Source organism: Paenibacillus sp. FSL H8-0315 (assembly GCF_038005365.1).
Taxonomy (GTDB): Bacteria; Bacillota; Bacilli; order Paenibacillales; family Paenibacillaceae; genus Paenibacillus_AQ; species Paenibacillus_AQ odorifer.
In genome coordinates this window covers 2,651,483-2,669,275 of record NZ_JBBOTA010000001.1, presented here as the reverse complement: position 1 = coordinate 2,669,275, position 17,793 = coordinate 2,651,483, and the positions used below count along the sequence as shown (strand labels likewise).

The following is a 17,793-nucleotide window of genomic DNA, read 5'->3' as shown; positions in this document are numbered from 1 at the left end:
AAACTCCGGAAGAATTCTCCTCCGGAAAGGAAACAGAGGTGCTTTCCATGCTGACTAGGGAACATATCCAGGAAATACTGCAGTCAATAACAGACCCGGAAACCGGAAAAAGCCTTGTGGAACTACAGCTGATCCGTGACATTATGATTAAAGAAGATCGTATATCTTTATCAATCGTATGTCTGGATCCTGAAGAGCAAAGTCGCATGGATCTAGAACAACGGGTTCGTGAGTTGCTTGAAGCGGGTGGAGTCACTAATGTGCATATCCGGCTGCGTGATGCAACCGATTATGAACGTGCTCTGCTTCGCGGAGAGAGTGCCGGGGAAGAGCCGTTGACTGATGAACCTGGGAAACTTAAGGGACATGCAGCAGGCCTTGACGATCATGAATTAATCAATGAGAACTCTGGTGTTAACTTTATCGCCATTGCCAGTGGTAAAGGCGGTGTTGGAAAGTCTACGGTTACTGTGAATTTGGCAGTAGCTTTGGCTAGAAAAGGTAAAAAGGTTGGATTGATTGATGCGGACATTTATGGGTTTAGCATCCCTGATATGATGGGAATCGAAGAGGGACCCGTTGTAGAAGAGGGAATCATTATTCCTGTGGAACGTTTCGGAGTGAAGGTCATGTCTATGGGCTTCTTTATCCGTGAGAATAGTCCGGTAATTTGGCGGGGACCTATGCTTGGCAAAATGCTGCGCCAATTCTTCGGTGATGTGGGCTGGGGAGAACTTGATTATATGCTGCTTGATCTTCCTCCAGGTACAGGTGATGTGGCGCTTGACGTACATCAGATGCTTCCTCACAGCAAAGAGATTATTGTTACTACCCCTCATGCTACCGCAGCGTTTGTGGCGGCTAGAGCGGGCTCTATGGCTCTGCAGACAGAACATGAGATTATTGGGGTCATTGAGAACATGGCTTATTATGAGTGTAAAGACTGCGGTAAAAAAGATTATATTTTTGGCAGAGGCGGAGGCGCTCGGCTTGCGGAGACACTCCATACGGAGCTGCTTGCACAAGTTCCATTGGGCGCACCGGACAACCATATTTCTGAACCGGATTTCTCACCTTCCGTATACAAGGAAGACACAGCAACTGCGTTGTTGTTTGCTGATATCGCCGATAAGCTGATTGCGAAATATGAGCACTAATTATTGTGCATAAAAAGAGGCCGTCCCACTTTGTTAGGTGGGATAAGGCCTCTTTTTGGTTATGTGCTTGAATCATCGCCGCTACCGCTGCCACTTTCACCACCGCTGCCGCTGCCTTCCTGTTTATCGCCGCTTTCGCCGCCCTTTTTCTGTTCCTTCGGTTCGAGCTCGTCCTGAACGACCTTTTTAAGTAAATTCAATACCTCCATCCGGAATAATGGAGTCTGCATAGATTCCTGGATGGTCTTCATGGATTGCTTTCGGTAGTCAGGTGTTTTGGTGAGATTAAGAAACATGGTCATCATTTCTGGAGACTTCATGATTTCCTCGACGGATTTTTGATAGGTGGGATCTTTAATTAGTTGCAGGTGCAATTCTTTGCTTTGTGATTGAATGGCTTTAGCAAAATCGCCTGCGAACTTGGGATCAGTCATAATTTTCTCGATTTCCTTTTGATATTCCGGTGCAGTGAGGGTATCTTTAACAGCGGTTTTTATATCCTCTGTTGTTTGAAGTGGCATCATTTTCATACTCATTCCGCTGGTGCCTCCAGAACTGGAATTTGATAATGATTCCTCAACTGCTTTTTTTCCATCTTCACTTTTTAATATATCAATAACCATGGTCTTCATTTCTTTATAACTGCCCTGACCAGAAGAAGAACTGCTCTGCTCACTTCCGCAAGCCGTTAAGGCCATAACAAAGCTTAAAGCCAAACCCACAGATCCGATAAATCTCCATTTCATTGGCGCTGCCCTCCTTTATTAGGATTCTCCAGTTGTATTATGCCGCATTAACACACATTTATGTTGCTGATGTAATGGTGTTTTGTCGGTATCCTTGGTAAAATAAATCTGACATAGGGGAGGTGAAGTGGCTGAGTATAAAAAAATGGTTTTATTTATTTTGGACAACCCTTCTAATAGGAGCGGGCGGAGCAGTAATCGCAGGTCTGGCACTGCAATTCGTGAACGGTCGAATTGATTTCAAAAGTGTCGCTGATTTCTTTTTATACCCGCTGATACTATTCGGCTACGGTATGCTTGTCAGTGTTTATGCGCAACTTGGTTTTTTTGCTTATCTAATTTTAAATTACATGGGCAATGGTGTTTTCCCGCCAAAAATTTGGAAATACATACAACTGGTGCTTTCTGTGCTCGCATTGCTTGAACTGATTTTTTTGCGTACCGTCGTTGGCGGGGAAAGAAGTGTCTTGTCTGATCTAATATTAGGAATCTTTATTTTGTTAGCTGCCATTATTGTGTCTTATTTCAAAGTGAAAAGTACAAACATCTCAGCTTGGATTCCAACCCTCTTTTTTATGACAGCTATTTCAATTGTGGAAATTATCGGCGTGCTCCGTATAGGTGTTGATAGTGCGACAGTGTTTATTGTTGTTCCGCTCATCGCCTGTAATGCATTCCAAATTTTGATGCTTCACCGTATTCTCAAGCCGGCAGCCGGATAAAGGCTGGGGCGAATTCAGAAAATCATGAACCCCGTGCTCTGGCCTTCAGAAGACGGGGTTTTTTGCTCTAGAATGTATCCTAACGATTAAAATCTGCTGGAGGAGGTTAATCTTAAAGAACAATAGAGCGGATTCTTTGTGTGTAGCACCGCTCACAAAACTAAGTAGATGCTTCCGAAGTGAGTTTTGTACGAAGTTTTTCAATGATGCACATGCTTTACAAAACTAAGCGTATGCTTCCGAAGCGAGTTTTGTACCAAGTAATACAAGCGTAGCAACGCTCACAAAACTTTTAGGAGGGGAATATATGGACATCAAGCGTTATATGATAAAAGACACAAATGAAATCCAGCTTAACAAGCTGGACCCGGACGATACAGGTAACTTTAAATCAAAAAAAGAAGCAGAAGCCAAAACAGAGCAGTTAAAGGAACGGTTGGCAGAGCTTCAAGATATTCTTTTTGCACAGAAAAAGCATTCACTGCTCGTAATTCTGCAAGGGATGGATTCCAGCGGTAAGGATGGAACAGTTAAACATATTTTTTCAGGGATTAATCCACAAGGCTTTATAGTGACCAGTTTCAAGAAACCTTCTCTGGAGGAAGAAGCTCACGATTTCTTATGGAGAGTGCATCAAAAGACACCCCCTAAAGGCTACATCTCTGCATTTAACCGCTCACACTATGAAGATGTATTGGTACCGCGGGTACATGGGGGACTGAAAAAGGATGACTTGAAGCGCCGCTTTCGTTACATACGGCAGTTTGAGGAGATGCTGGTGGAAGAGGGAACGACAATTATCAAGCTTTTTCTGCATATTTCAAAAGAGAAGCAGCTTAAGAAAATCAAAGAACGGCTTGAAGATCCCAAAAAACACTGGAAATTTGACGCAAGTGATCTACAGGAGCGGGAGTTTTGGGATGATTACCAAGAGGCATATGTAGATGTTTTTAAGGAGTCTAGTATTGATAAAGCACCCTGGTACTGGATACCAGCCAATCATCAATGGTACCGCAACTATTTGGCCTTATCCATCGTTGTAAAGACACTGGAGAGTCTGGATCTGAGCTATCCGAAGCTGAATACCCCCACACCCGACATATCGGAGCTCATTTCCCCGCGTCATTAATATTTGGATAAAACCAACATCTATTGCGGTACCTAAGATTGGGAGGAGCGTTACAGCCCGGCAGCATCCTCTAAGGCACTATTTAGTGAGGCCGAGTCACGAACCTCTTTACCCTCTGCGTTGCTTTGGCTGATCAGCTCAGAGACAGTAACGAATTCATAACCTTGTCTGCGGAGCTCATCGATAATTTGCGGAAGAGCTTCGTGAGTTTGTTTGCAGGAATCACTGGCATGTAGTAGAACGATATCACCAGGATGTGCTTTAGTCGTTACACGCTTCACGATATTGTCTACACCTATGTTCTTCCAGTCTAGAGAGTCTGTGTCCCACTGGATGACTTTGTAACCAAGATCATTGGCCACTTGCAGAACTCTTTTGTCAAAATCACCATTAGGCATACGAATTAAATTTGGTTCTTTACCGGTTAATTCTGTAAGCACAGTGTGAGCCGTTGTGATCTGAGTGCGAATCTCTTCGTTACTTAGAGTGCTGTAATTGACGTGTTTATGGCCATGACTGCCAATTTCGAATCCTGCGTTTTTAATGCTTGTTACAATATCCGGGTGAGTCTTACTCCATGGTGACGATAGGAAGAAGGTGGCTTTGTCCACTTTCTTGTCTTCAAGTACCTTCAAAATTGGTTCGGGTCTCTTTTCCCCCCAGCTAATATCGAAGGTTAGGGCAATCAGCTTCTTCTCTGTTGGCACACTGTAAATGGCAGAAGGTCCAGCCTCAGAAAAAACGGTGATATTACCCCTCTCGACATAGACAACTCCAGCAGCAAGAAGCACAGCGGCGAAGATATAGATGAACCTTTTGATCTTTTTGCCGCTGAATACATAAAAAGAATTCATTAATGACAGCGCTCCTCTCCCATGCGAAATGCTTGTTTGTTCTAAATGTATGCTCGTACCGCACGGTTATGACCTAAGAAACAGAGATCACAATTTCAGGAGGTATTTATGTTGTCGTTCTTCACGTTTGTTAAAGATATTAAATCGATCCGCAAGGCTTTGCTGCTATCCTGTCTGCTCTTCGTAATAGGAGCGGTTGTTGGCTGGGTAGCGACAAGTAGTCTGGAAAAACTATTGGTTCAGCAATTGGAAGGGCTAAGTGAGATCAGTGGGAACTTAAGAGATACCTCTAATCCGCAATGGAACTTCTTTGTATTTATATTTCTGAATAACGCCATCAAGGGAGTGGTTATTATTTTCCTGGGAGCGTTGTTCGGCATATTGCCAGCTATATTCTTATTTATAAACGGAGCGGTAATTGGCTACTTGATACATTTATCCGCACTGCAAGGGCAGGATTTGTTCGATTTAATCGTAAAAGGATTGCTGCCACACGGGATTATAGAGATTCCGGCAATCATTATCGCTTGTGCCTTTGGACTGCATTTTGGCGGGAAAGTGATTTCAAGTTTATTTCGATCTACAGATAGAAAAGAGGAAAGAAGCGCAGACTGGTCTGCATTCATGCGTCAAACACTTACGGCTTCCATATGGACTGTAATCCTGTTATTTGTTGCAGCCATTATTGAAAGTACAATTACTTTTTCACTTTTATCATAAAACTTCCGGGAATAGAGCATAACATTAAGGGCGTTCATCCAAGGATTGCCTAAAGGTAAGGAGTATATAATCGAGACGAAACCATAAAGGGAATTTTTAATAATTATGGTTATAAAAAGAGGACTCCGGTTAATCTAGTGTAAGAGGATCTTAAGGCAGCTTTCTCCATGAGATGTACTTACTGATTATGCAAAAAGGTTTTGGGGGTTTAGAGAAGGTGTTAATTGCAACTTCATGAAGGAGGCCAAGCATATGTTGGGAATGTTGTTTAACGAAAAGGAATGCAAGGAACTGGATTATGTTTTGAGAAAAGAACTAGATGAGATGCTGTTAGATTTGAGTGATCAGCGCTTGGACCAAAATATCAGGCACGCCATCGCTAATAGATATAAGACTGTATTCCGGATGTATGCTCGCTTCGCTCCTCAGAAAGAGCTTTCCAAGTATGCATGGGGTGGGCGTTCTTCTCAGTATAAACACTGAAGATATACGAGAATTGCTACAGTTTTATAAAGTTTTCAGATTATTTAATAAAATAGCTTGACTAAAAAGGAGTGCTCATGATAAATTATATCTCGCGCTCCTTTTGCTTGTGTAAAAGGGAAGCGGAAGGCAAGAAAAATTGAAAAAAAGATTTTTCAAAAAAAAGACTTGCCAAACAGCTTAACACTGTGATATATTATAAAGGTCGCCGCTGATAAACAACGACGACGAAATGAGAGACATTGATCTTTGAAAACTGAACAACGAGTGAGTGGGAAATCACGTAAGTGAAATCCAAATTAGAGAATTAATTTTCTCGTCAGATGTTCCAAAATGAGCATATCGCTCTTTTCAATACTAATTGGAGAGTTTGATCCTGGCTCAGGACGAACGCTGGCGGCGTGCCTAATACATGCAAGTCGAGCGGAGTTACTTTGAAAGCTTGCTTTCAAAGTAACTTAGCGGCGGACGGGTGAGTAACACGTAGGCAACCTGCCCTTCAGACTGGGATAACTACCGGAAACGGTAGCTAATACCGGATAATTTCTTTTTTTTCCTGAAAGAAGAATGAAAGACGGAGCAATCTGTCACTGAGGGATGGGCCTGCGGCGCATTAGCTAGTTGGTGGGGTAACGGCCCACCAAGGCGACGATGCGTAGCCGACCTGAGAGGGTGAACGGCCACACTGGGACTGAGACACGGCCCAGACTCCTACGGGAGGCAGCAGTAGGGAATCTTCCGCAATGGGCGAAAGCCTGACGGAGCAACGCCGCGTGAGTGATGAAGGTTTTCGGATCGTAAAGCTCTGTTGCCAGGGAAGAACGTCCGGTAGAGTAACTGCTACCGGAGTGACGGTACCTGAGAAGAAAGCCCCGGCTAACTACGTGCCAGCAGCCGCGGTAATACGTAGGGGGCAAGCGTTGTCCGGAATTATTGGGCGTAAAGCGCGCGCAGGCGGCTATTTAAGTCTGGTGTTTAAACCTTGGGCTCAACCTGAGGTCGCACTGGAAACTGGGTGGCTTGAGTACAGAAGAGGAAAGTGGAATTCCACGTGTAGCGGTGAAATGCGTAGATATGTGGAGGAACACCAGTGGCGAAGGCGACTTTCTGGGCTGTAACTGACGCTGAGGCGCGAAAGCGTGGGGAGCAAACAGGATTAGATACCCTGGTAGTCCACGCCGTAAACGATGAGTGCTAGGTGTTAGGGGTTTCGATACCCTTGGTGCCGAAGTTAACACAGTAAGCACTCCGCCTGGGGAGTACGGTCGCAAGACTGAAACTCAAAGGAATTGACGGGGACCCGCACAAGCAGTGGAGTATGTGGTTTAATTCGAAGCAACGCGAAGAACCTTACCAGGTCTTGACATCCCTCTGAATCTGCTAGAGATAGCAGCGGCCTTCGGGACAGAGGAGACAGGTGGTGCATGGTTGTCGTCAGCTCGTGTCGTGAGATGTTGGGTTAAGTCCCGCAACGAGCGCAACCCTTAACTTTAGTTGCCAGCAGGTAAGGCTGGGCACTCTAGAGTGACTGCCGGTGACAAACCGGAGGAAGGTGGGGATGACGTCAAATCATCATGCCCCTTATGACCTGGGCTACACACGTACTACAATGGCCGGTACAACGGGAAGCGAAGCCGCGAGGTGGAGCCAATCCCATCAAAGCCGGTCTCAGTTCGGATTGCAGGCTGCAACTCGCCTGCATGAAGTCGGAATTGCTAGTAATCGCGGATCAGCATGCCGCGGTGAATACGTTCCCGGGTCTTGTACACACCGCCCGTCACACCACGAGAGTTTACAACACCCGAAGTCGGTGGGGTAACCCGCAAGGGAGCCAGCCGCCGAAGGTGGGGTAGATGATTGGGGTGAAGTCGTAACAAGGTAGCCGTATCGGAAGGTGCGGCTGGATCACCTCCTTTCTATGGAGAATCGTTCTCTGCAATGAGAACATTCAAATCGGAAGCTCAGCTTCCACAATAGAACCCTCGGGTTCGAACACTCACTCGTGTTCAGTTTTGAAAGAGCAAGTCTCTTTCGTATGCGTTTGGTGGCGATAGCGGAGGGGTTCCACACGTACCCATCCCGAACACGACCGTTAAGCCCTCCAGCGCCGATGGTACTTGGACCGAAGGGTCCTGGGAGAGTAGGACGTTGCCAAGCGGACAACCAATTCATTGGTTGATTCACAATGTTATATATGTTATATGGGCTTTTAGCTCAGTTGGTTAGAGCGCACCTCTGATAAGGGTGAGGTCGGTGGTTCGAGTCCACCAAGGCCCACCATATAACATTATAGAGTAATTTTATGGGGCCATAGCTCAGCTGGGAGAGCGCCTGCCTTGCAAGCAGGAGGTCAGCGGTTCGATCCCGCTTGGCTCCACCATAAATTTTTAAATGAATAACTTTTTTAACTTGATCCTTGAAAACTGGATACCGAAACGAATTTGCGTTTTAGAACATCTTTTAGCAACTTGTGTAAACAAGTAAATGTTATTAGTGAGATTTTTCTTCGGAAAAATCAAGGTTAAGCTAATAAGAGCACACGGAGGATGCCTAGGCGCCAGGAGCCGACGAAGGACGTGGCGAACAACGAAACTGCCTCGGGGAGCTGTAAGCAAGCTTTGATCCGGGGGTGTCCGAATGGGGAAACCCAGCTGTGGTAATTCGCAGTTACTCATTTCTGAATACATAGGAAATGTAGAGGCAGACCAGGGGAACTGAAACATCTAAGTACCCTGAGGAAGAGAAAACAATAGTGATTCCGTCAGTAGCGGCGAGCGAACGCGGAACAGCCTAAACCTAAGAGCTTGCTCTTAGGGGTTGTGGGACGTCTCACATGGAGTTACAAAGGAATATGGTAGGCGAAGAGGTCTGGAAAGGCCCGCGATAGAGGTAAAAGCCCTGTAGCCTAAACTGTGTTCTCTCCGAGACGGATCCCGAGTAGTGCGGGGCACGTGAAACCCCGTATGAATCCAGCAGGACCATCTGCTAAGGCTAAATACTACCTGGCGACCGATAGTGAAACAGTACCGTGAGGGAAAGGTGAAAAGCACCCCGGAAGGGGAGTGAAATAGAACCTGAAACCGTGTGCTTACAAAAAGTCAGAGCCCTATTAATGGGTGATGGCGTGCCTTTTGTAGAATGAACCGGCGAGTTACGTTTAACATGCAAGGTTAAGCCGAGAAGGTGGAGCCGCAGCGAAAGCGAGTCTGAATAGGGCGAATTAGTATGTGGACGTAGACCCGAAACCGTGTGATCTACCCCTGTCCAGGGTGAAGGTGCGGTAACACGCACTGGAGGCCCGAACCCACGTACGTTGAAAAGTGCGGGGATGAGGTGGGGGTAGCGGAGAAATTCCAATCGAACTCGGAGATAGCTGGTTCTCCCCGAAATAGCTTTAGGGCTAGCCTCGGTATAAGAGTAGTGGAGGTAGAGCACTGATTGGGTGCGGGGTCCGCAAGGATTACCAAGCTCAGTCAAACTCCGAATGCCATATACTTATTGCCGGGAGTCAGACAGTGAGTGCTAAGATCCATTGTCAAAAGGGAAACAGCCCAGACCATCAGCTAAGGTCCCCAAGTGTGTGTTAAGTGGGAAAGGATGTGGAGTTGCACAGACAACCAGGATGTTGGCTTAGAAGCAGCCACCATTGAAAGAGTGCGTAATAGCTCACTGGTCGAGTGACTCTGCGCCGAAAATGTAACGGGGCTAAACACACCACCGAAGCTATGGCTAGATACGTATGTATCTGGGGTAGGGGAGCGTTGTGTAGGGGTTGAAGGTGTACTGAAAAGAGCGCTGGACACTACACAAGTGAGAATGCCGGTATGAGTAACGAAAAGATCAGTGAGAATCTGATCCGCCGAAAGCCCAAGGTTTCCTGAGGAAGGCTCGTCCGCTCAGGGTAAGTCGGGACCTAAGGCGAGGCCGAAAGGCGTAGTCGAAGGACAACAGTTTGAAATTACTGTACCACCGTAATCCGCTATGAGCGATGGGGTGACGCAGGAGGGTAGTGACGCGGACTGATGGATGTCCGTCTAAGCAGTGAGGCTGATGTGTAGGCAAATCCGCACATCGATAAGGCTGGGCTGTGATGGGGAGCGAAAATTGTAGTAGCGAAGGTCATGATCTCACACTGCCAAGAAAAGCCTCTAGCCAGGAGAAGGTGCCCGTACCGCAAACCGACACAGGTAGGCGAGAAGAGAATTCTAAGGCGCGCGGAAGAACTCTCGTTAAGGAACTCGGCAAAATGACCCCGTAACTTCGGGAGAAGGGGTGCCCCGGTAGTGTGAATAGCACGAGGGGGCCGCAGTGAAAAGGCCCAAGCGACTGTTTAGCAAAAACACAGGTCTGTGCGAAGCCGCAAGGCGAAGTATACGGGCTGACGCCTGCCCGGTGCTGGAAGGTTAAGGGGAGTGGTTAGGGGTAACCCGAAGCTATGAACCGAAGCCCCAGTAAACGGCGGCCGTAACTATAACGGTCCTAAGGTAGCGAAATTCCTTGTCAGGTAAATTCTGACCCGCACGAATGGCGTAACGACTTGGGCGCTGTCTCAACGAGAGATCCGGTGAAATTTTAATACCTGTGAAGATGCAGGTTACCCGCGACAAGACGGAAAGACCCCATGGAGCTTTACTGCAGCTTGATATTGAATTTGGGTACGATCTGTACAGGATAGGTGGGAGCCGTAGAAATCGGAGCGCAAGCTTCGGTGGAGGCGCCGTTGGGATACCACCCTGATCGTATCTAGGTTCTAACCTAGTGCCCTTACCGGGTACGGGGACCGTGTCAGGCGGGCAGTTTGACTGGGGCGGTCGCCTCCTAAAGAGTAACGGAGGCGTTCCAAGGTTCCCTCAGAATGGTTGGAAATCATTCGCAGAGTGCAAAGGCATAAGGGAGCTTGACTGCGAGACCTACAAGTCGAGCAGGGACGAAAGTCGGACTTAGTGATCCGGTGGTACCGCATGGAAGGGCCATCGCTCAACGGATAAAAGCTACCCTGGGGATAACAGGCTTATCTCCCCCAAGAGTCCACATCGACGGGGAGGTTTGGCACCTCGATGTCGGCTCATCGCATCCTGGGGCTGAAGTAGGTCCCAAGGGTTGGGCTGTTCGCCCATTAAAGCGGTACGCGAGCTGGGTTCAGAACGTCGTGAGACAGTTCGGTCCCTATCTGTCGTGGGCGCAGGAAATTTGAGAGGAGCTGTCCTTAGTACGAGAGGACCGGGATGGACGTACCGCTGGTGCACCAGTTGTTCCGCCAGGAGCATGGCTGGGTAGCTACGTACGGACGGGATAAGCGCTGAAAGCATCTAAGCGTGAAGCCCCCCTCAAGATGAGATTTCCCAATTAGTAAGACCCCTTGAAGACGACGAGGTAGATAGGTTGGAGGTGGAAGTGCAGCAATGCATGGAGCTGACCAATACTAATCGGTCGAGGGCTTATCCTATACGTAGAATGCAGATTCGTTTCGGATTCAGTTTTCAGGCGATTAAGCCTGAGCATTTACGCTGTAAATGCCCGTTTGGTGGCGATAGCGGAGGGGTTCCACACGTACCCATCCCGAACACGACCGTTAAGCCCTCCAGCGCCGATGGTACTTGGACCGAAGGGTCCTGGGAGAGTAGGACGTTGCCAAGCGGATATTCCCTGATAGCTCAGTTGGTAGAGCACTCGACTGTTAATCGAGTTGTCACAGGTTCGAGTCCTGTTCGGGGAGCCATGCTCTCATAGCTCAGCAGGTAGAGTGCTTCCATGGTAAGGAAGAGGTCACCGGTTCGAATCCGGTTGAGAGCTCCACAGATTTGCAAGGCCCGTTGGTCAAGGGGTTAAGACACCTCCCTTTCACGGAGGTAACATGGGTTCGAATCCCATACGGGTCACCAACTTTTACTTGTACTTACCCTTAGAGGGTCCCATAGATATGGAGGCTTAGCTCAGCTGGGAGAGCATCTGCCTTACAAGCAGAGGGTCGGGGGTTCGATCCCCTCAGCCTCCACCATAATCTTCCTAAGAGATTATGGGCAACATAGAGGTACCATCAATGGGGATTAGCCAAGCGGTAAGGCAACGGACTTTGACTCCGTCACTCATAGGTTCGAATCCTATATCCCCAGCCAAGTGCGAGCCATTAGCTCAGTTGGTAGAGCACCTGACTTTTAATCAGGGTGTCGAAGGTTCGAGTCCTTCATGGCTCACTTTTATTATTATTATGCGCGTGTGGCGGAATGGCAGACGCACCAGACTTAGGATCTGGCGTTTCACGACGTGGGGGTTCAAGTCCCTTCACGCGCACCACTTATTGCGGACGTGGCTCAGCGGTAGAGCATCGCCTTGCCAAGGCGAGGGTCGCGGGTTCGATTCCCGTCGTCCGCTCCATAATTTTGCGCCCTTAGCTCAGCTGGATAGAGCGTTTGACTACGAATCAAAAGGCCGGGAGTTCGAATCTCTCAGGGCGCGCCATTTTATTATTAAGCAATTATAGTATTTATAACGGGATGTAGCTCAGCTTGGTAGAGCACCTGGTTTGGGACCAGGGGGTCGCATGTTCAAATCGTGTCATCCCGATTTTCACCTTTGCGGGTGTAGTTCAATGGTAGAACTTCAGCCTTCCAAGCTGATAGCGTGGGTTCGATTCCCATCACCCGCTCCATAATTTTATAGTAACGGGATGTAGCTCAGCTTGGTAGAGCACCTGGTTTGGGACCAGGGGGTCGCATGTTCAAATCGTGTCATCCCGATACTCAGCTTAATCGCTGCTCAAAAGCTCTTACTTCGGTAAGGGCTTTTTTGTTATGTATTGAATATACATATAAATACATCATAAGAACGTATGTTCTATTATTCCTCCAAAAAAAATCGGACTTCCGGTGGAATTCCAATCCGTAGATAATAGTTTCTCCATGATTCCTCTTGTTCGGGGCTTCTGCTTGAAGATAATAATTTTACAGCAAATACATTAGCTTGACGTTCAAGCTTCCCAGGAGAGAAATAGGAGCTTTCCTCCAGAAAAAAGCGATTGATCCCCTTGTGAAGCCGATCATGTCCTAATTCATGCGCACAAACGAAGCGCTGCCATTCTACAGGCAACTCATTATGAATGACGATAAACCTTCTTCTTAGTTTTCGATAATATAATCCCTTTGTGCCAGTCCCCAGATTCATGAAACGAATTTGAATGCCTAGTGCTGCGGCAAGCTCGAACGGGCAGTTGGTTTTATATTTTTTAATCAGACTATTGATCAGTTCATCCATGTTCTTCACCTGCAGCATGTTAGTATAGTTATTTAGTGTCTTTGGATTTTTTTCTCTTATTCATCTGTTTGGCTTCCCAGAACAATCCGGTTAGTACATCTTTTATCCTCTGTTTATCTTCTTTGTCTAATGGAATTCCGTCAAACATCAGCTCTCCATCATCCTCTAGCATTTTTCGAAAGTCTCTTTTATCTTTGCTTGTAGCCCAATCTGGGACAGCCTCATCGCTTGAAAGAGTCTGGTCCTGCAAATACCCTGCCTGATCCATTAGCTCCTCGTAGGGGACGCCAGTGGCCTCAGCAATTTTGCGTAACGTGGTTGGTTTAGGAACCCCTCTTAATCCATTCTCAATCCGGGAAATTTGCGAACCGCTAATTCCGGCTGATGCTGCTAATTGATTAATGGTGAGTCCTTTTGTTTCCCGAAGATGCTTCATATAATCCCCGAATTCCTGTTTCATCTCAACTCACTCCTTATTGGCTGTAACCTTATGATAATAATATAAGCCATTTTTGCCAATAGGTAAACAACAAAGCGTATATTATTGCCAAAAGGCAAGATAATGGAGGGATATACGCTCTTTTTCGATAAAAACAGCCTAAAACGGGGTTTTACGAGATTGGTAAAGAAGTGGTATATTATAGAAAAATACGAACATAATACGAACAAGATTTATTTTATCACATTGGGCTGGAAAATTCCGCAAATTAAATCTCATTCAGTTAAACCCAAAAGGAGTGCATAAATGATGAACATATCAACTTTACCAGAGTTGGACCGTCGCCGAACCCAGGTCGCTATAGAGAGCATGTTGGAGAAATACCGTATTTTTAAGACCGTTACATTTGAAGCTAAGGAAGCAAGCACAACTTATTCATACACAGAAAGATTTCATGGTCCTACTAACACTGTAACTGATCAGACTGCTGCGATAGCTTCTTATAATGTGGACATCCCCGCCGCAAGGAGAGCTTATTGTTCCGCAATAGACTCTGTGGTAGAGAGACTCGATACGAGAGAACAGCAGCTGGTACGGGAAAGGTATATGAGAAGAGACGAGATGTACGATTATACGATTTACAATCATGTGTTTGATCCACCGGTAAGTAAGGACACTTACGTGAAGATACGCTCGAAGGCTTTTTACAAGATGGCATTAGCGTTAACGGATCTCGGCTTACTGTCTCTGCAAACTTTAGTAACAACAGCGCCTAGGGTAAAGAAAGAGAAAATGAGTATTACTTAATAGAAGTAGAATAGTTTGATTAGTAAAGAAGACTGTATCGTCCGAGCGGATGATGCGGTCTTTTTTTGAATTATAAGAAAGTATAAGTTTCAGGGTGTACTTTATCCTTATAATCCTCGCACAAATGCTTGCCGTCCATAAAAGGAGGGTCGAAGGCTCTTTAGCTTGTCTTCAATTGTGTACCTCCAAAAAACCGCTCTATACCATCCCAAAGCTAGCCAAAACCTCGTCCGTTTACCCTCTCCGCAAGGATAATATGGGGGTATGATTATAACATGGCAAATGAAGCAAAAGAACACCGCAAGAGCATGAATGCTCTGCTAATAGTTCCGCCCTAAGGGTGATGAGAACAACCTAGCGGTGAAAGATTCTTCTCGCATTTGCCTAATGAAGAAGGGATATTATCCAACCTCGGATAGTATCCTTTTTTCTTAAATCTAGTTGAGGGGGTGTCTGCTTAATGTTCATGCAGTTGAAGGTTAACACCATCAAGGATCGACGAACGGTCGCAGATCAGAAAGGAATGGAGTGATGTCGGTACAACAATTGCGAGAACACATTACAAGTACACTTGAACGGTATTTTCCTGATGTGCCTGTATATGTAGAAGGAGAAAAACCTCAAACCGCTTATTTTCATCCCGGATTGATCTCAGCAACACTGGATCGGCAGCGGGAGGGCAGATATTTAGCGGTCTACCGTTTTGGCATCCGTTATGAGCAAGGCAATTTGCTGGAAGCTGAGAGAATGGCAGATAAGCTGAGTGAGGCGATGGCAGGAATGGAGCAGGATGGTGGAGCTTTTCGTGTAGTTAGGCAAGCTTGGGAAGCTGGAACTGAAGGGCATGGGCCGCTGTTTACAGTTGACTATATGTTGTATTTGCAAAACGACAAGCCTGACAGCATTAAGATGGGACAAATGATTGGAGGAGAACGATTGAAATGAGTACTAAAGGGAGTAACGGGAATGGGTTCAGTAAGGAACAGATTGTGAATTCCTCACTTTTTACGCCGAGGGAAAAGGATATATTGAACGTTATTTTGCAGGATGGCAAGAACTATACGCTCGAAGAAGCAAAGCAATCTATGGGATTGTTCAAAAATAAGGAGGTAATGAACTAATGGCAGGCGGAACATGGACAACGCAAAATAAGGTGCGCCCTGGGGTGTACGTAAATGTAGCATCAAATCAAGGTGCCATCGGCAAAATGGGAGAACGCGGGATTACGGCATTGGCGCTTGCCCTATCTTGGGGAGAGCCGGGAGTAATCATGAAGATTACCCCGCAGGATGATGTGAATAAGCTGCTAGGAGTGGATTTGGAACATCCAACTCTACTGCCAGTGCGTGAAGCGCTGAAACGGGCGGGAACCTTGCTGCTCTATCGATTGAATGAAGGCGTTAAAGCGGCAGTCACGAATAACGGCCTTCAGGTAACAGCTAAATATGGCGGTGTACGCGGAAATGATCTTTTGATTGTGATTGAGAAAAATATAGAGAATGCTGCTCTTTTTGATGTAAAGACGTTGCTTAATGGAACCGAACTGAACAAGCAAACGGTCGGAACGGCTGAAGAGTTGGTCGCGAACGATTATGTTCAATTCCAGAAAAATGGTGCAGAAGGCTTGAAGCTAATTGCAGGCATGCCGCTTACAGGGGGGGCTAACGGAACCGTGACGAATGGAGCACATAGTGACTTCCTGTCTGCTCTTGAGGTGCAGGAATTCCAAACAGTGGGTCTAGTATCGCAGGATAGTGCTCTGAAGGCACTCTACAGTTCTTTTGTGAGACGGCTTCGGGATACAGAAGGGAAAAAGGTACAGGCTGTACTATCCGATTATGCGGCTGCAGGTCATGAAGGTGTGATTAGCGTGAATAATGGGGTAGTACTGAGCGACGGAACTACGATTGATAACGTCAATGCCGTTGCTTGGGTAGCTGGTGCTACAGCAGCAGCTGCTGTTAATGAATCGCTGACTTATCAGGGTTATGATGATTCGGTGGATGCTGATGTAAGACTTAGCCATTCTGAGACTACAGCTGCGTTGCTAAAAGGAGAGCTTATCTTTACTTACAGTGGCGGACGGGCTGTGGTGGAACAGGATATCAATACATTTACCGCGTTTTCACCGGACAAAGGCAAAGCATTCTCCAAAAATCGTGTACTGCGCGTGCTGGATGGAATTGCAAATGATATGAAGCGTATTTTTGAGAACTACTATATCGGTAAGGTCGCGAATAATGAAGATGGCCGTGCTCTTTTCTGGTCACAGTGTGCGACTTATATGAATGATTTGCAGGATATGGGTGCGATTGAGGGCTTTAACGCGCAGACAGATGTTGTAGTTGTGGCTGGTGCAGATAGTGATAGTATCGTGCTGGATGTGGCTGTGAAACCGGTAGATTCCGTAGAAAAAGTATATATGAAAGTGAAGGTGGTTTAAGATGGCATTTTTAAAAGCTAGTGATACGATTTCCGGCCAGGAGGGCCGTGCTTATGCTGTGATTGGTACGCAAACCGAAGAGATGTTCTATGTGAAAACTCTTGAAGCTACAGTAGAAAAAACAAAGGCAGAGGTGAAAACACTGGGCCGCCGGGGTGTTCAGCATAAAGCGACTGGATGGTCGGGCAGCGGTTCGATGACGATTTTTTATATGACTAGTCGTTTCCGCCAGATGATGCTCGATTATATGAATACGGGTGTTGATCAGTACTTCGATATTGAGGTTACGAACGAAGATCCATCGTCCAGCGTGGGAGCACAGCGTATTATTTTAAAAGGCGTGAACCTTGATAGTGTCATCATGGCCTCACTCGATACAGAGTCAGACGCTCTGGAAGAAGAAGTTAGCTTTACCTTTGAAGATGTGCAGATTGTGCAAGCTTTTGGTGCTCCGGCAGGTTCCGGGCTTTAATTAAGACAACTAGATAGATTGGAGCAAGCAAGACCCGAACGTAGAATGAGCGGCGGGTCTCTTCTCTGTCTATTGGCACTAGTAGCAGGAGAAGTATCTAAATAAATAATTCTAGGAGGAAGACAATGAGCGAATTAAGTTTGTTTTTTGCCCAAAATGTAGCATGTGACACGACCGAGGAGTTTGTAGTATCCCAGCGTTTTAAGGATAAGGAAGGAAATGCGGTAGCTTGGAAACTGCGCAGTATGACTGAGGATGAGAATCAGGAATGCCGCAAGGCCGCAACCCGCAAAGTCAAAGGTAAAAACGGAGTGTATACCTCCGAAATTGAGCCTAACGATTATATGGCGAAGCTGATGACCTCAAGTGTAGTGCATCCGGATCTAAAAAATGCTGAATTGCAGCGTTCTTATGGTGTTCTTGGTGCTGAAACACTGCTGCGTAAAATGCTGCTACCGGGTGAATTCGCGGCGTTGGGTGAGCGGGTGCAGGCCTTAAATGGTTTTGGCACGGACATGAACGAGCTGGTGGATGAAGTAAAAAACTAATCAACGAGGGCGATAGTGAAGC

General features: G+C 46.5%; 15 protein-coding genes, 14 tRNA genes and 4 rRNA genes. 29 read left to right on the top strand and 4 right to left on the bottom strand.

Annotation, left to right across the window (positions count from 1 at the left end):
• Nucleotides 1-47: 47 nt before the first annotated feature.
• Nucleotides 48-1,157, top strand: a complete 1,110-nt coding sequence (locus MHB56_RS11605; RefSeq protein ID WP_339245158.1) for an Mrp/NBP35 family ATP-binding protein — start codon at nt 48-50, stop codon at nt 1,155-1,157.
• A 59-nt stretch (nt 1,158-1,216) separates the two neighbouring features.
• Here MHB56_RS11605 and gerD read toward each other — a convergent pair whose 3' ends face one another.
• A complete protein-coding gene (gerD, locus tag MHB56_RS11600; RefSeq protein ID WP_036680627.1) occupies nt 1,217-1,903 on the bottom strand; it encodes a spore germination lipoprotein GerD in 687 nt (228 codons plus the stop codon).
• Between the two features lie 131 nt (nt 1,904-2,034).
• Between gerD and MHB56_RS11595 the strand changes: the two genes are divergently transcribed.
• Together MHB56_RS11595 and MHB56_RS11590 are read left to right on the top strand one after the other, a co-directional pair.
• Nucleotides 2,035-2,625, top strand: a complete 591-nt coding sequence (locus MHB56_RS11595; RefSeq protein ID WP_038574906.1) for a KinB-signaling pathway activation protein — start codon at nt 2,035-2,037, stop codon at nt 2,623-2,625.
• Nucleotides 2,626-2,932: 307 nt separating this feature from the next.
• Complete coding sequence (locus MHB56_RS11590) at nt 2,933-3,754, top strand: PPK2 family polyphosphate kinase (RefSeq protein WP_052097348.1); 822 nt, start codon at nt 2,933-2,935, stop codon at nt 3,752-3,754.
• A gap of 50 nt (nt 3,755-3,804) precedes the next feature.
• Here the strand turns inward: MHB56_RS11590 and pdaB are convergent, their stop codons facing one another.
• Nucleotides 3,805-4,608, bottom strand: a complete 804-nt coding sequence (gene pdaB / locus MHB56_RS11585; protein WP_036680629.1) for a polysaccharide deacetylase family sporulation protein PdaB — start codon at nt 4,606-4,608, stop codon at nt 3,805-3,807.
• Between the two features lie 108 nt (nt 4,609-4,716).
• Here pdaB and MHB56_RS11580 point away from each other — a divergent pair, with 108 nt between their 5' ends.
• From MHB56_RS11580 to MHB56_RS11485, 20 genes are all read left to right on the top strand, one after another.
• On the top strand, nt 4,717-5,328 hold the full coding sequence (locus MHB56_RS11580) for a stage II sporulation protein M (RefSeq protein WP_036680630.1): 612 nt from the start codon (nt 4,717-4,719) through the stop codon (nt 5,326-5,328).
• A gap of 252 nt (nt 5,329-5,580) precedes the next feature.
• Nucleotides 5,581-5,811, top strand: a complete 231-nt coding sequence (locus MHB56_RS11575; protein ID WP_036680631.1) for a hypothetical protein — start codon at nt 5,581-5,583, stop codon at nt 5,809-5,811.
• A gap of 358 nt (nt 5,812-6,169) precedes the next feature.
• Nucleotides 6,170-7,727, top strand: a 16S ribosomal RNA gene (locus MHB56_RS11570).
• A gap of 124 nt (nt 7,728-7,851) precedes the next feature.
• A 5S ribosomal RNA gene (rrf, locus tag MHB56_RS11565) occupies nt 7,852-7,968 on the top strand.
• 46 nt (nt 7,969-8,014) lie between these two features.
• Nucleotides 8,015-8,091: transfer RNA gene (locus MHB56_RS11560), tRNA-Ile, on the top strand.
• 24 nt (nt 8,092-8,115) lie between these two features.
• Nucleotides 8,116-8,191, top strand: a tRNA-Ala gene (locus MHB56_RS11555).
• Between the two features lie 139 nt (nt 8,192-8,330).
• Nucleotides 8,331-11,257: ribosomal RNA gene (locus MHB56_RS11550) — 23S ribosomal RNA — on the top strand.
• Nucleotides 11,258-11,331: 74 nt separating this feature from the next.
• A 5S ribosomal RNA gene (gene rrf / locus MHB56_RS11545) occupies nt 11,332-11,448 on the top strand.
• The 16S, 23S and 5S rRNA genes sit together here with 14 tRNA genes alongside, the layout of an rRNA operon.
• 6 nt (nt 11,449-11,454) lie before the next feature.
• Nucleotides 11,455-11,530: transfer RNA gene (locus MHB56_RS11540), tRNA-Asn, on the top strand.
• A gap of 1 nt (nt 11,531) precedes the next feature.
• Nucleotides 11,532-11,607, top strand: a tRNA-Thr gene (locus MHB56_RS11535).
• 11 nt (nt 11,608-11,618) lie between these two features.
• Nucleotides 11,619-11,693: transfer RNA gene (locus MHB56_RS11530), tRNA-Glu, on the top strand.
• 40 nt (nt 11,694-11,733) lie between these two features.
• Nucleotides 11,734-11,809, top strand: a tRNA-Val gene (locus tag MHB56_RS11525).
• 43 nt (nt 11,810-11,852) lie between these two features.
• A tRNA-Gln gene (locus MHB56_RS11520) sits at nt 11,853-11,927 on the top strand.
• Between the two features lie 5 nt (nt 11,928-11,932).
• Nucleotides 11,933-12,005 (top strand) — tRNA-Lys (locus MHB56_RS11515).
• A 16-nt stretch (nt 12,006-12,021) separates the two neighbouring features.
• Nucleotides 12,022-12,105, top strand: a tRNA-Leu gene (locus MHB56_RS11510).
• A gap of 6 nt (nt 12,106-12,111) precedes the next feature.
• Nucleotides 12,112-12,186: transfer RNA gene (locus tag MHB56_RS11505), tRNA-Gly, on the top strand.
• A 7-nt stretch (nt 12,187-12,193) separates the two neighbouring features.
• Nucleotides 12,194-12,270, top strand: a tRNA-Arg gene (locus MHB56_RS11500).
• A gap of 31 nt (nt 12,271-12,301) precedes the next feature.
• Nucleotides 12,302-12,375 (top strand) — tRNA-Pro (locus MHB56_RS11495).
• Between the two features lie 11 nt (nt 12,376-12,386).
• Nucleotides 12,387-12,460, top strand: a tRNA-Gly gene (locus MHB56_RS11490).
• A gap of 14 nt (nt 12,461-12,474) precedes the next feature.
• Nucleotides 12,475-12,548 (top strand) — tRNA-Pro (locus tag MHB56_RS11485).
• A gap of 100 nt (nt 12,549-12,648) precedes the next feature.
• Here MHB56_RS11485 and MHB56_RS11480 read toward each other — a convergent pair.
• Both MHB56_RS11480 and MHB56_RS11475 read right to left on the bottom strand, forming a co-directional pair.
• Nucleotides 12,649-13,062 carry an ImmA/IrrE family metallo-endopeptidase gene (locus tag MHB56_RS11480; RefSeq protein ID WP_341143601.1) on the bottom strand — a complete coding sequence of 138 codons (414 nt, stop codon included), beginning with the start codon at nt 13,060-13,062 and terminating at the stop codon, nt 12,649-12,651.
• A 28-nt stretch (nt 13,063-13,090) separates the two neighbouring features.
• Complete coding sequence (locus MHB56_RS11475) at nt 13,091-13,522, bottom strand: helix-turn-helix domain-containing protein (protein WP_076309023.1); 432 nt, start codon at nt 13,520-13,522, stop codon at nt 13,091-13,093.
• A gap of 288 nt (nt 13,523-13,810) precedes the next feature.
• Here MHB56_RS11475 and MHB56_RS11470 point away from each other — a divergent pair, with 288 nt between their 5' ends.
• From MHB56_RS11470 to MHB56_RS11445, 6 genes are all read left to right on the top strand, one after another.
• Nucleotides 13,811-14,308, top strand: coding sequence for an ArpU family phage packaging/lysis transcriptional regulator (locus MHB56_RS11470; RefSeq protein WP_038574900.1), 498 nt, complete (start codon nt 13,811-13,813; stop codon nt 14,306-14,308).
• Between the two features lie 531 nt (nt 14,309-14,839).
• The gene (locus MHB56_RS11465; protein WP_038573440.1) at nt 14,840-15,253 is read left to right on the top strand and encodes a phage tail terminator family protein; all 414 of its coding nucleotides are present in this window, start codon (nt 14,840-14,842) and stop codon (nt 15,251-15,253) included.
• Nucleotides 15,250-15,429 (top strand): hypothetical protein, encoded by a 180-nt coding sequence (locus MHB56_RS11460; protein ID WP_036681241.1) that lies wholly within the window; start codon nt 15,250-15,252, stop codon nt 15,427-15,429. Before MHB56_RS11465 ends, MHB56_RS11460 begins: the two co-directional genes overlap by 4 nt.
• Nucleotides 15,429-16,751, top strand: a complete 1,323-nt coding sequence (locus MHB56_RS11455) for a phage tail sheath family protein (protein WP_076193913.1) — start codon at nt 15,429-15,431, stop codon at nt 16,749-16,751. Before MHB56_RS11460 ends, MHB56_RS11455 begins: the two co-directional genes overlap by 1 nt.
• A 1-nt stretch (nt 16,752) precedes the next feature.
• Nucleotides 16,753-17,223 (top strand): phage tail tube protein, encoded by a 471-nt coding sequence (locus MHB56_RS11450; RefSeq protein ID WP_036681245.1) that lies wholly within the window; start codon nt 16,753-16,755, stop codon nt 17,221-17,223.
• 125 nt (nt 17,224-17,348) lie between these two features.
• Nucleotides 17,349-17,771, top strand: coding sequence for a phage tail assembly chaperone (locus tag MHB56_RS11445; protein ID WP_076129761.1), 423 nt, complete (start codon nt 17,349-17,351; stop codon nt 17,769-17,771).
• The last annotated feature ends 22 nt before the right edge of the window (nt 17,772-17,793 follow it).

Excerpts from the sequence above, each read along its gene's own strand:
- MHB56_RS11460 (WP_036681241.1), top strand. The coding sequence starts at position 15,250 with ATGAGTACTAAAGGGAGTAACGGGAATGGGTTCAGTAAGGAACAGATT.
- pdaB (WP_036680629.1), bottom strand. The coding sequence starts at position 4,608 with ATGAATTCTTTTTATGTATTCAGCGGCAAAAAGATCAAAAGGTTCATC.
- MHB56_RS11450 (WP_036681245.1), top strand. The coding sequence starts at position 16,753 with ATGGCATTTTTAAAAGCTAGTGATACGATTTCCGGCCAGGAGGGCCGT.
- MHB56_RS11590 (WP_052097348.1), top strand. The coding sequence starts at position 2,933 with ATGGACATCAAGCGTTATATGATAAAAGACACAAATGAAATCCAGCTT.
- MHB56_RS11445 (WP_076129761.1), top strand. The coding sequence starts at position 17,349 with ATGAGCGAATTAAGTTTGTTTTTTGCCCAAAATGTAGCATGTGACACG.
- gerD (WP_036680627.1), bottom strand. The coding sequence starts at position 1,903 with ATGAAATGGAGATTTATCGGATCTGTGGGTTTGGCTTTAAGCTTTGTT.
- MHB56_RS11480 (WP_341143601.1), bottom strand. The coding sequence starts at position 13,062 with ATGGATGAACTGATCAATAGTCTGATTAAAAAATATAAAACCAACTGC.
- MHB56_RS11575 (WP_036680631.1), top strand. The coding sequence starts at position 5,581 with ATGTTGGGAATGTTGTTTAACGAAAAGGAATGCAAGGAACTGGATTAT.
- MHB56_RS11580 (WP_036680630.1), top strand. The coding sequence starts at position 4,717 with ATGTTGTCGTTCTTCACGTTTGTTAAAGATATTAAATCGATCCGCAAG.
- MHB56_RS11470 (WP_038574900.1), top strand. The coding sequence starts at position 13,811 with ATGAACATATCAACTTTACCAGAGTTGGACCGTCGCCGAACCCAGGTC.
- MHB56_RS11475 (WP_076309023.1), bottom strand. The coding sequence starts at position 13,522 with ATGAAACAGGAATTCGGGGATTATATGAAGCATCTTCGGGAAACAAAA.
- MHB56_RS11605 (WP_339245158.1), top strand. The coding sequence starts at position 48 with ATGCTGACTAGGGAACATATCCAGGAAATACTGCAGTCAATAACAGAC.
- MHB56_RS11465 (WP_038573440.1), top strand. The coding sequence starts at position 14,840 with ATGTCGGTACAACAATTGCGAGAACACATTACAAGTACACTTGAACGG.
- MHB56_RS11455 (WP_076193913.1), top strand. The coding sequence starts at position 15,429 with ATGGCAGGCGGAACATGGACAACGCAAAATAAGGTGCGCCCTGGGGTG.